The following is a 12007-nucleotide window of genomic DNA, read 5'->3' as shown; positions in this document are numbered from 1 at the left end:
GGAAAACGACTCGCCATCGACACGAAGCGTGCAGCGCGCAGCTTCCGGAATGAAGCTACTAAAGCTGCCCCGAAGTCGCTCCCACACAGGACGCACTGCCTCGCGACTGCCGCTGCCTCGCTCGCGCAAACCGCACAAAAAAAGACGGGCCTTGCGGCCCGTCTTCTTTTTGCTCAAACGTCGGTGGATCAGAAGCGCTGGGTGTACTTCATGTACATGTAGCGACCGATATCGAAGCCGCCGTAGTAGGCGAATGCGCTATCCGGTGCCGAGTACATCAGCGGACCGCGGTGATCGAACACGTTGTTCGCGCCGATGGCGATCGTCGCATCCCACGGCGCCTTCCAGTTGACCTGCAGGTCGTGGAAGGTGTTGGAGCCGGTGTGACGCAGCGGATCGGATTCGCCGTTGGCGAAATGGTCCGGCGCGTCGCAGTAGTCCTGTGCCAGAGAAATGCAGCTTTCCTTCATGCCCGAGTAGTAGCGCAGGGTGTAGTTCACACCGAAGTCGCCCATCGACCAGTTCACGCCCAGGTTGGAGCGCACGCGGAAGATGCCCGGCTCGCCGACGCGGCCGATCATGATGTTGTCGCCGGCGCCGTTCTGGCCCGCTTCGTCGTACTTGCTGACGTAGCTGGTCTGCCAGTCGATCAGGATGTTGCCGATGCCCATTTCCGGCAGACGGTACTTCACGCCCAGATCGTAGCCTTCGGTTTCCATCTGGCCGAGATTGGCCACGCCGTAGGTCATCGCCGAGATGTGGCCGTCGGCCGCACGCGTCACGCCCGCGCAGCGCGAGGCGTCGCCCAGCACGTAGCAGTCGCGCAGGATGCGGTCCACGCTATCGGAGATGATCATGTCCTTGATCTCGTAGCGGTACCAATCCAGCGAGATGTCCAGGCCCTGCACCCAGCGCGGGCTCCACACCAGACCCGCGGTCTTGCTGGTGGAGGTTTCCGGCTTCAGGTTCGGGTTGGCGCCGCTGATGAACTCGTCGGGGGTCTGGCACGGATAGGTCGTGCACGGGACGTAACCCTGGCCCAGCTGGGTGTAGCCGATCGGCACGCCGGCCCCGGTGCACGCCGCGTTGCCGTTGACGCTGTTCGGAGCGCCCACGCCGCACGGATCGACATACGACTCGAAGCTGCTGCTCAGGCCGCCGTACAGATCGTTGATGGTCGGCGCCCGGAAGCCTTCGGCGTAGGTGCCGCGGACCAGCAGCTCGTCGATCGGCTTCCAGGTGAAGCCGAACTTGGAATTGACGGTGTCGCCGAAGTTGCTGTAGTCCGAATAGCGGCTGGCGGCATTGATCGTCAGTTCCTTGGCGAACGCCATGTCGCGCAGGATCGGCACGTTCAACTCGAGGTAGAACTCGTCCAGCTTGTAGTTGCCGGCGGTGGTCTTGGCGCCCAGACCGGTGCTCTCACCCGACTGCGCGAACGCGTCCGGCGAGAAGCGGCCTTCTTCCTTGCGGTGCTCGTAACCCACCGCGATGCCCAGATCGCCGGCCGGCAGGGTCGCCAGCGTGCCGCTCAGGTTCGCGGTGTAGCTGGTGGTCTTGGTCAGGCCGGTGTCGGTGAAGTACGGGAACAGGAAGGCCTGGGTGTCCGGGTCGGCCAGCGAGCCCGGGCCGGCGACGCCGTAGGGCAGCAGCGGGTTCCACGGACGGCAGTTGCTCAGCGACACCGGCGCGGCAGCGGTGCCGCACTGGGCGACGCCGTTGGCGTTGATGAAGGACGAACCCAGCGCCTGACGCGAGGCGATCAGGCTCATGTCGCCGTGACCGGTCTTGGTGCTCTCGTTGCGGTTCCACAGCGCGCCGACGTCCCAGTCCCAGGTCTTGCCGGCGAATTCGAAGTAGCCGCTGACGGTCGGCGCGAAGCGCGTGGTCTTCAGCTTGCTCTCGGTGGTGCGCGGCACTTCCCACAGACGGCGGCGGAAATCGACGTCCTGCCCGATCGGGTTGAACGCGCTGTCGCCCGACAGCGGCGTGTCGAAGGACGCGGACTGGTACGGGTAGCCGGCGATCTGCTGGTCGGTGGTGCGCTCGTTGTAGAGCATGTCGGCGTTGAACACGATCGCGTCGGTCAGGTCGTAGTTCGCGTTGGCGAACACCGACTTACGCTCGATGCCGGTCTGCAACATCATCTGCTGGTTCGAGTTGGCGCGCTCGGCGGCCGTCAGCGGATGGTAGTCGGCCGGGTTGTTCGGGTTGCCGCCCGGATTCAGGGTCTGCCACACCGCCACGCTGGGATCGGTGCAGTCGACCTGGAGCGGGTTGCACCAGGAGCCATTCTGGCTGATCGGGCTCCAGCTGCCCGGGGTCGAGTTCGGACCGCGGCTGCCGTCGCGGCTGAACCAGCGGTTCTTGGCGAACACCGGATCCTGCTTGGAGTACTCGGCGCTCAGGGTCACGCCGCCGCGCTCGCCCTGCGAGCCGATGGTCAAGGAGTACTGCGAGGTCTCGCCGTCGCCCTGGCCGAACTGGCCGTACTCGACCGAGGCCTCGGCGCCGTCGAAGCGCTTGCGGGTGATGACGTTGACGACGCCGGCGATGGCGTCGGAGCCGTAGATCGACGAGGCGCCGTCCTTCAGCACTTCGATACGCTCGATCGCGGACATCGGAATCTGGCTGAGGTCCTGCAGACCCGAGGTGGTTGCGCCCAGGCGCTTGCCGTTCACCAGCACCAGGGTACGCTCGGCGCCCAGATTGCGCAGATCCACGTAGTAGCCGCCGACGTTCTCGCCAGAAGCCAGTGCGTCGGCGCGCGAGATGGCCGGGGAACCGGCCGAGGTCAGGTTCTGCAGCACGTCGGCGACCGACGTGTAGCCCTGGCGCTCAAGCGCCTGGCGATCCAGGGTCAGGATCGGCTGCTGCGTCTCGACATCGGCGCTGCGAATGCGCGAGCCGGTGATCTCGATGCGATCCAGGGTGGTGGTCGACGCGGCGGATTCTTGCGCGCCGGCCATGGCCGGCGTCAACGCGATCGCGATGCTGGCGGGCAACAGGCCCAGCCGCACTGCGGAAGTGCGAAGGTTCATTCATCTCTCCAGGGGTAACGTTAGGGGCGTGTTAAGCGCCCTCGGCACGTTACGTTCCGGTGAGCACCGGCGCTTTGCCGCGGCCGTTCGCAGACTTTGCCGACTCTGGCGGCACCGTGGCCGCCTGCCGATATTGCGAAGCGGACACGCCGAAGCGCGCACGGAAAGCACGGGCGAAGCTGCAGCAATTGTCGAAGCCGCTGGCCGCGGCGACCTCGCCGATCATCATCGGCGTCTCGCGCAGCAGGTCCGCGGCGCGTTCCAGGCGCAGGCGCGCCGACAGCGCCTGCGGGCTTTCCTCGTACAGGCTCTGGAAGGTCTTGGACAGGTACCAGCTGGAGAAGTTGGTCAGCTCGGCCAGTTCGCTGATCCGCACCACGCGGTCGCGGTGCCCTTCCAGATACAGATGCGCGCGCTGCATGCGTCCGAACACCTGGCGCTTGCGCACCCGCGAACGCCCCGGGCAGCGCTGCACACGGTGCGACAGCTCGCCCTGCATCGAGGCCAGGTGCAACAGCACCGGACGCATCGCCAGCACATCGCCCGGCCGCGCGGCCGCCTGCCGCCACAGCCGCAGCGCGATCCGCGCCTCGCGCGGCGGCAGCACGCCGCGGCCGGCGTACAGGGTCGCATCGGCCATCCGTCCCAGCGCCTTCAGCGCATCGGCGTCCAGACTGAGCCCGATGCACAAGCCGTCGCGATCGGCCTGCACCAGCGGACGCGAATCGCGCTCCAAGGCCAGCCACTGGCCGCGCTGCAGTTCGAAGCGGCCTTCCTTGGCTTCGATCCAGGCGCTGCCGCGCAGTTGGATCCAGACCGTGAACGCGGTGGCCGAGGCCTGCAGGCTACCCAGGCGCGCCGCGCCCAGGCAGGCCGAGCCGGCCGGCGCGTCCTCGTTGTCCAGGATCCGTTGCTGCCCACGATCGGCCATGAAGACTTGTCGCATCCGCTGCACCCGCTTTGCTTGAACAGGCGCGCAGTCTTGCCGGATGTGGCGGCAAGGTCAGGACGATGTGGCGATATTTGTCCGAAATCGGCACGAAGCCGTCACGAACAACTTACGAAGCTCACTTCCCCTTGTTCATCAACCACTTGGAAGCAATCACCGAGAACCAGCCGGTGCTCTCGGGCATGCGCATGAAGCCGATGTCGCTGCCGTCCTCCACCGCCAGCGACGCATACACGTCGCCGCTGCGCCGGTCGATGCTGAAGCCGCTGACCGAACTGAGCCGGTCGCGGTCCAGGCACGTGCTGTCGCCGAGGCCGCCGCCGATCCGCGCCAGCCGGCTGGCGCACTCGCCGGTCGGGAACAGGTAGCGCACGGCGCCGTCCGCACCGAGCGCCCAGGTGCGGTAGCGCCACAGCGACGGCACCGCCGCGTCGACCGCCGCCACGCTGGCCGGGTCCAGGGTGGCGTCGGCACGCCACAGGCCGCTGCGCGCCAGGCGGGTGAACAGCACCCGGCCGTTGTCCGCGTCCACGCGCAGTTGCGAGACATCGTCCAGCGCCGCCAGCCGCCGCCACGGCAGGCTGCGCCGGTCGTACAGCTGCAGACGGGTGTGGCCGTTCTCGCCGAGCAGCACCAGCAACTGCGCCGGATCGGCGGTGTAGGCGGCCTGCAGCGGCTCGCCGGACGGCACCGGCAACGGCAACGGCACGACGCTGCCCGACTGCGGCCGCACTTCGTAGATCAGCGAACGCCCCAGCGCATCGCGGCCGTTGATCAGCAGCGACTGGCTGTCGGCCGACCAGGCCGGCGGCTGCCCGGTTTCCGGACGCAACCCTTCGATCATGCGCAGCGACTGCGGCCGGGTCACATCGCCCCACCACAGCGCGAAGCTGCCGGAACGGTCGGAGGTGAACACCAACTGGCGGCCATCGGGCGCGATTACCGGCTGGTTGTCGCGCCCGGTGGAGGCGAACAGGCGCTGGCTCTCGCGCTTGCCATGGCGATCGGCGGCGGCGATGCGATACAGCGCGAACTGCGGGCGCCGGTGCACGAAGGCGAGCCGCTCGCCGTCGCGCGACAGGGTCGGCGACTGCGCGTCGCCCAGGTTCAGGTCGCGCAGGCGTCGCGAGGCGGTATCCAGCCGGTACAGGCGCGTCTCGCTGTCGACCCTGCGCCCGAACACCAGCCCGCGGCTGTCCTGGGTCCAGTCCCAGCCACGGATCTCGGCAAGCTCCCGGGTCAGCGGCTCGGCGCGGCCGCCGCCGGCCGGCATCCGCCACAGCCCGCCCAACTGCGGGTTGCGCACGAACGCGATCCACCGGCCATCGGGCGAATACCGCGGCGCGTAGTCGAAATCGCCCGCCGCGAGCGTGTAGGGCAGCGCGCGCCAGTGGCCGCTGGCCAGATCCAGCACGCGGATCCCGCGGTTGGGCTGGCGCCCGGTCATGCTGCCGAACAGCAGGCCGCGCCCGTCCGGCGTCCAGTCGAAACTGAGCAGCTCGGTGCCGTCGCAGCGGGTCGCTTCGCGCGCGACGCCGGGCTTGTCGGCAGCCACCAGCAGCACCTGGCATTCCCCCTCCGGCCCCAGCCGGGCGAAGGCGATGCGGCGGCCATCGGGCGACCAGGCCGGCAGGCGATCGGAATAGCCCTTGCCCGGCACGCCGAGCGAGCGCGGCGGCACGCTGCCAGCCGCACGGCCGGTCGCCTGCACCAGCAGTTGCGTCCCCGCACGGCCCTCGATTCCCGCGGCATAGGCCACCTGCGCGCCATCCGGCGACAACACCGGCTCCAGTTCGAAGCCCGGCATCGTGGTGATCAGGCGGTACGGCCGCTCCGGGCTGCCGATCACCCGCTCCTGCTCGCTGCCGGCCGCGTCCTGGCCCCGCTGCGGCAGCCACCAGATCAGCATCGCCAGCAACATCAGGCTCGCGCCCGCGGCGGCCGCCAGCACCGCCTGCCAGCGGCGCGGCGGCGGCACAGGCGCAACCGCGGCCGGCAACGGCGCGGCGTCGGCGAGCGCCGGCGCGGCGATGTCGGCATCGGCCCGCGGCTGCTCGTTCGTCGCCGCAGCGGCCGCTGGCGCAGCGGCATCCACCTCCGCCAGCGCCTGCACCGGCGCCACCAGGCGATAGCCGGTCTTGGCCAGGGTCTCGATGTAGGGCGGCGCATCGCCCTTCACACCGGCAGCGAACGCCTTGCGCAGCTGGGTGATGGCCTGGGTCACCACATCGTTGGTCGGCTGCGTGTCCGGCCACACCTGGGCCAGCAAGGTCTCGCGCTCCACCACCTGCCCTGGCTGCGCCAGCAGCGCGCGCAGCACGCCCATCGCCTTGGGCGTGAGCCGCTGCGGCCGCCGCGCGCGCGGCGCATGCACTTCGCGCAGCGACAGCAGCACCAGGCAATCGCCGACCTGCAACCGGTCCGGAAGCAGCGGCGTGGCGGAAGATGGTGAGGACATGCGGCTAAGGCAACGACGATCTGCGATGGAGTGGGAACCGCGTCACGGCAAAAATGGCGCCACGTGGCGTCAACGGGCAGATTCGGCAAACCAATGCGACGAATGCAGCCAGGCGTGGCGATGCCGACAAATTCTACCCTAGTCGTTGCCGCCGCCAATCGCGGCGAAGCACTACAGGCTCTCTCTCCGCCGACGAAACTCACATAAACGTTGCAAGATTACGCGCCAGTTGGCGCGTTTTTTTTAACGTCGGTTCAGGTTTTCGATTTGCGTGTGACGCTCAGCCCAATCAGCCGCGACACCACCAGGGCGATATACATCACCCCGGCGAACTGCTCGAGCATGACCAGCGAACGCGCCAGCGGCAACACCGGCAGCACGTCGCTGAGCCCGACCCCGGACAGCACGCTGAAACTCAGGTACAGCAACTCCATCCAGGTGCGCGGCGACTGCGTCATCTGTGCGCCGATGAAGCTGCCGGGCAGCCACTGCTGGCACACCGAGAACGCGAAGGCGAACGCCCATGCCAGCAAGGTGAAGGTCGCGCCCGCCGCGTACAGTTCGTCGCGGGTGACCTCGTGGTCCTGCAGCATGTAGGCGATCAGGCTGGCCGCCGTATAGAAATACAGCAGGCTTTCCAGCAGCTGCGCGAACGCGCCGAGCTGCGGGCTGTGTTGCAGCGCCGCGGCGATCGACAGCACCACCGACGGCGCCGCCAGGCACCAGGCGATCCACAGTACCGACGGGCTGCGGTTGACCACCCACAGCGCCAAGCCCAGCACCACGATGCCGAACGCGCCGAACAGCGCGCGCCCGGCGGCGGTGTCTTCCATCAGCGGATACAGCAGCAGGCCCAGCAACTGCACGCCCAGCAGCAACGCGGACGGGTGGCGGCGCAAGGCGAGCGAGTAGCGAAGCATGCGGAATTCCGGAAGTGGCGTGCGCGCATCATAGACAAGCGCACGCCACGGCGGCGGCAATGCCGCGGCCTCGGCCTTACTCCCGCCGATAGAGCTCGGCACCGGCCTCCAGGAACTGCGCCGATTTCTCGGCCATGCCGGCCTGCAGCGCGTCGGCCTCGCCGACGCCGTGCTCGGCGGCGTAGTCGCGTACGTCCTGGGTGCCCTGCGCGGACTCGCCGCGCAGGTCTTGGGAGATGCTCATCGAGCAGAAATGCGGGCCGCACATCGAACAGAAATGCGCCAGCTTGTGCGCGTCCTTCGGCAGCGTCTCGTCGTGGAAGTCCTTGGCCTTTTCCGGATCCAGGCCGAGATGGAACTGGTCGTCCCAGCGGAACTCGAAGCGCGCCTTGGACAGCGCGTTGTCGCGCACCTGCGCACCGGGATGGCCCTTGGCCAGGTCGGCCGCGTGCGCGGCGATCTTGTAGGCCATGATGCCGTCGCGCACGTCCTGCCGGTTGGGCAGGCCCAGGTGCTCCTTCGGCGTCACGTAACACAGCATCGCGGTGCCGAACCAGCCGATCATCGCCGCGCCGATCGCCGAGGTGATGTGGTCGTAGCCGGGCGCGATGTCGGTGGTCAGCGGGCCCAGCGTATAGAACGGCGCCTCGCCGCATTCGCGCAGCTGCTTGTCCATGTTCTGCTTGATCAACTGCATCGGCACGTGGCCGGGGCCTTCGATCATGGTCTGCACGTCGTGCTGCCACGCGATCCTGGTCAGTTCGCCCAGCGTTTCCAGCTCGCCGAACTGCGCCGCGTCGTTGGCATCGGCGATGCACCCCGGGCGCAGCCCGTCGCCCAGCGAGAAGGCCACGTCGTAGGCCTTCATGATCTCGCAGATGTCCTCGAAGTGGGTGTAGAGGAAATTCTCCCTGTGATGCGCCAGGCACCACTTGGCCAGGATCGAGCCGCCGCGCGAGACGATGCCGGTGACGCGCTTGGCGGTCAGCGGCACGTAGCGCAGCAGCACCCCGGCGTGGATGGTGAAGTAGTCCACGCCCTGCTCGGCCTGCTCGATCAGCGTGTCGCGGAAGATCTCCCAGGTCAGCTCCTCGGCGCGGCCATCCACTTTTTCCAGCGCCTGGTAGATCGGCACCGTGCCGATCGGCACCGGCGAATTGCGGATGATCCACTCGCGGGTCTCGTGGATGTGCTTGCCGGTGGACAGGTCCATCACCGTGTCGCCGCCCCAGCGGATCGACCACACCAGCTTCTCCACTTCCTCGGCGATGCCCGAGCTGAGCGCGCTGTTGCCGATGTTGGCGTTGATCTTGGTCAGGAAATTGCGGCCGATGATCATCGGCTCGCTTTCCGGATGGTTGATGTTGTTGGGCAGGATGGCGCGGCCGCGGGCGATCTCCTCGCGCACGAACTCCGGGGTGATGACGTGCTGGATGCTGGCGCCGAACGCCTCGCCGGGATGCTGCTGGCGCAGCAGCGCATCGCGCACCGCCTCCAGCCGCTGGTTCTCGCGGATCGCCACGAACTCCATCTCCGGCGTGACGATGCCGCGGCGCGCATAGTGCATCTGGGTGACGTTGGCGCCGGCCAGCGCGCGCCGCGGCAGGTGCCGGGCCGGAAAGCGCACCGCGTCCAGCCGCGCGTTGTGCGCGCGGCCGCGGCCGAAATCGGAACTGGGCTGGGCCAGCGCCGCGGTGTCGCCCCGTTCGGCGATCCAGCGCGCGCGCAGCGGCGCCAGGCCGGCGCGCAGGTCGATGGTCGCGTCCGGATCGGTGTACGGCCCGGAGGTGTCGTACACGGTGACCGGCGGATTGTCTTCGCCGCCGAACAGGGTCGGGGTGCGGGTCAGCTGGATTTCGCGCATCGGCACGCGCAGGTCCGGACGCGAGCCCGGCACGAAGATCTTGCGCGAACCGGGGATCGGCCGGGTCACCGACTCGGACAGGGTATCGGCCTGCTGCGGCAACGGGCTGGGTACGGCATTCATCGGCATTCGTCCTATTTCTGAGAGCCTGCAGCGAGTGCGGGCGGTTGCGAGCGAACTCGCATCACGGACGAAGCGGCGGCGCGGGCACGGCCCGGCGCGAACGCGCACGGACCAGGCTTGCGAAGCTTCCCTACGCCGGTATCAACCGGATCAGGTTCGAAGGGACTGTCTCAACCGCGGCCTGCGCCGACGGTACCCCCGCTTCTGCGGCTATTAGACCCGTTTCTGCGCCGGCCGCCAACCGCGCGCAGCTGAATCGGCGCACAACCCGGCCCGCTTCTTGTCAGCGCTGCCACGCGCGCGCGCCGTTGCGGCAAACCCCGGCGAAATGCCGCGCCTAGCCTGGGCTCCACAAGAACGACGTCTCTCTCTCCCTGCCGCCGGCTCACCCCGGTGGCGTTTTTTTGTGCGGCGTCCGCCGCGACGCTCATTCCAGCACGTAGGCCACGCGCAGCCCGCCCCAGTGGCGGCCGCGCACGTACACCGGCACCGACAGGTCGAACAGGATCTGCCCAGTGTCGCGCCGATACACCTGCAACAGATAGGGCTGGGTATGGCGGCCGACGCTGCGCCCGACCCGATCGGTGAACATGCGCTTGGTGCGGTTGCCGACCAGGTCGCGGGCGCGGTCGCCGCTCAGCGGCTGGCTGAAGCGCAGGTTGTGGGTGGGCACGTAGCCATCCGGGTTGGCGCAGATCGCGAACACGATCCATGGATGCGCGGCCAGCAGCGGTTCCTGCAGCGGCGGCAGCAGTTCGTCGCACAACGCGTCGAAGGCGGTGCGGTACTTGGGCGGATCGATGCCCGCGATCGGCGTGTAGTCGGTGGAAAACAGCGCCTCCTCGCCGATGCGGCCGCGCGCAACCGCATCGGCCAGCGCCTGCCCGATCCTGCCGGCGGTCGACGTCGCCAGTTCGCGGATGCGCGCGTGCCGCGGTTGCTGCATCGGATCGGCCGGCAAGCGGAACAGGCCCACGCAGTCGTGCAGCGTGCTGCTGCCCGCGGCCAATGCCGCGCTACGCTCGACCACGCGCGCGACATGGTCCAGGTTGCTGCGGCTGAGCCCGACCACATGCTCGACCGCGCGATCGATGCCGCCGATCTCCTCGCCTTGCGCGGCGACGCGGGTGGCCACGGTCTCCATGGCCGCACTGGCGCGGCCGAGCAGTTGGCCGATGCCGCCGAGCACCTGCTCGGTGTGCTGCGCCGAAGCGGCGCTGTCGTGCAAGGCGCTGCTGGTCTCGCCGACGATGACGCGCACGTCGCGCGCGGCGGCGGCGGCACGCTCGGCCAGGCGCCGGATCTCGCTGGCGACCACGGCGAAGCCGCGCCCGGCGGCGCCGGCATGCACCGCCTCGATGCTGGCGTTGATCGACAGGATGTTGGTCTGGAACGCGACCGCGTCGATCACCTCGATGACCTCGTTGGCGCGCGCCGAGCGCCGCTCCACTTCGCGCATCGCCTGGCTCAGCGCACGCGCCGCGTCCGCGCCCTGGCGCGCGCTGTCGTCGGCACTGGCCGCCACCGCGATCACCGCGCGCAGCTCCTGGTCCATTTCGTGCAGCCCCTGCAGCAGCCGCCGGGTGGTCGCCACCACCGTCTGCAACGCCTCCATCTGGGTCTGCGATTGCTGCGCCAGCGCGTCGTTCTCGGCGACCACATGCGGCACGTCGGCGGCGATCTGCAGCGACAGCGCCACCGCCTGGCGGATCGCCTCGGCCAGATTGCCGAAGCCGGCCGACAGGCGCCGCCCGGCCATCGCCTCGGTTTCCTGCGCGGACAGCGGGGTGCTCAGCCCCAGATCCAGGTCGCACCCGGTCAGGCGCTCGCCGACCCGGTCCAGCAAGGTCTGCGCCTGCGCACCGGCCTGCAGCCGCTGCGCCAGCGCCTGCAAGGCCGGGCTGATGGCGCCTTGCGGCTGCCCGGCGCCGAGCAGGGCGACGTCGCGCAGCAGTGCGGCGGTTTCCGCATGCGGCAGCGACAGCAGCCATCCGTCGCCGTCGCGATCGCGCTGGTAGCGCACGCGCCGCGCCGGATCGTCGTTCGAGGCCAGCCAGCTGCCCTCGCTGCCGACCAGCGCCGCCAGCGGCAGCCCCCATACCGCCGCGCAGGGTTCGCCCAGCAAGGCCTCGACGTGTACGCCAAGCAGGTCCAGCGCTGCACGGTTGACGGCGCTCACGCGTCCTAGCTGATCCAGCCTGAGCAACGCTACCGGTGCGTCCGGCAAGGCCGCGGCATGCCCGGCATCGGCGTCCGGGCTGCGTGTGAACAACGCCATCGTCTTCACCCTCCAGGAATTCTTCGCCATGGTATCGGCCGCCTCCGCGCAACCTGAGCGGGCAGGCGCGCAACCGGGATCGGCGTCATGCCCGGGCTCTTAGCGATTCAGCCGCCTGCGGCCGCGCCGCGACGGCAAGGATCACCGCCGATGGCTGCGGACAGCATCGTGAAGGGGCGGCTTTGCTTGTGGGAACCCACTGGAATCGGCTGCGCGCCCGGGCTTGTTTGACTGCCGGAACACCCCTGAATTCACACGCCTGCGGCGCGCAACGCAACGCACCATAACGGTCCCGTGACGATACGCCCGGTATCGTTGCCGACTTCGTCGCGATCGCCCTTCGCTGCCGCTGCAGCGATTCCAGACCGGCAACC

At 68.8% G+C, this 12007-nt stretch carries 6 protein-coding genes and 1 riboswitch; all 6 genes read right to left on the bottom strand.

The window, feature by feature from the left end; translation table 11 throughout:
* Positions 1–188: 188 nt before the first annotated feature.
* The 6 genes from AB3X08_RS04630 to AB3X08_RS04605 all read right to left on the bottom strand — a co-directional run bounded on the left by AB3X08_RS04630 (position 189) and on the right by AB3X08_RS04605 (position 11633).
* Entirely contained in the window at positions 189–3041 is a 2853-nt protein-coding gene (locus AB3X08_RS04630) for a TonB-dependent receptor plug domain-containing protein (RefSeq protein WP_369936557.1), read from the bottom strand.
* Between the two features lie 49 nt (positions 3042–3090).
* A complete protein-coding gene (locus tag AB3X08_RS04625) occupies positions 3091–3987 on the bottom strand; it encodes a helix-turn-helix transcriptional regulator (protein ID WP_369936556.1) in 897 nt (298 codons plus the stop codon).
* A 121-nt stretch (positions 3988–4108) separates the two neighbouring features.
* Positions 4109–6448 (bottom strand): winged helix-turn-helix domain-containing protein, encoded by a 2340-nt coding sequence (locus AB3X08_RS04620; RefSeq protein WP_369936555.1) that lies wholly within the window; start codon positions 6446–6448, stop codon positions 4109–4111.
* Positions 6449–6702: 254 nt separating this feature from the next.
* On the bottom strand, positions 6703–7368 hold the full coding sequence (locus AB3X08_RS04615; protein ID WP_369936554.1) for an ion channel: 666 nt from the start codon (positions 7366–7368) through the stop codon (positions 6703–6705).
* 76 nt (positions 7369–7444) lie between these two features.
* Positions 7445–9355 (bottom strand): phosphomethylpyrimidine synthase ThiC, encoded by a 1911-nt coding sequence (thiC, locus tag AB3X08_RS04610; RefSeq protein ID WP_369936553.1) that lies wholly within the window; start codon positions 9353–9355, stop codon positions 7445–7447.
* 109 nt (positions 9356–9464) lie between these two features.
* Positions 9465–9565: riboswitch (TPP riboswitch) on the bottom strand.
* 217 nt (positions 9566–9782) lie between these two features.
* Positions 9783–11633 carry a methyl-accepting chemotaxis protein gene (locus AB3X08_RS04605; protein WP_369936551.1) on the bottom strand — a complete coding sequence of 617 codons (1851 nt, stop codon included), beginning with the start codon at positions 11631–11633 and terminating at the stop codon, positions 9783–9785.
* Positions 11634–12007: the final 374 nt, after the last annotated feature.

Origin of the sequence: Xanthomonas sp. DAR 34887 (assembly GCF_041245805.1) — a bacterium.
GTDB lineage: Bacteria > Pseudomonadota > Gammaproteobacteria > Xanthomonadales > Xanthomonadaceae > Xanthomonas_A > Xanthomonas_A tesorieronis.
This window is presented reverse-complemented; position numbering and strand designations above follow the sequence as displayed.

What these genes read in the sequence shown, in the direction of transcription:
- thiC (WP_369936553.1), bottom strand. Translation starts at nt 9,355, where the DNA reads ATGAATGCCGTACCCAGCCCGTTGCCGCAGCAGGCCGATACCCTGTCC.
- AB3X08_RS04605 (WP_369936551.1), bottom strand. Translation starts at nt 11,633, where the DNA reads ATGGCGTTGTTCACACGCAGCCCGGACGCCGATGCCGGGCATGCCGCG.
- AB3X08_RS04615 (WP_369936554.1), bottom strand. Translation starts at nt 7,368, where the DNA reads ATGCTTCGCTACTCGCTCGCCTTGCGCCGCCACCCGTCCGCGTTGCTG.
- AB3X08_RS04630 (WP_369936557.1), bottom strand. Translation starts at nt 3,041, where the DNA reads ATGAACCTTCGCACTTCCGCAGTGCGGCTGGGCCTGTTGCCCGCCAGC.
- AB3X08_RS04625 (WP_369936556.1), bottom strand. Translation starts at nt 3,987, where the DNA reads ATGCGACAAGTCTTCATGGCCGATCGTGGGCAGCAACGGATCCTGGAC.
- AB3X08_RS04620 (WP_369936555.1), bottom strand. Translation starts at nt 6,448, where the DNA reads ATGTCCTCACCATCTTCCGCCACGCCGCTGCTTCCGGACCGGTTGCAG.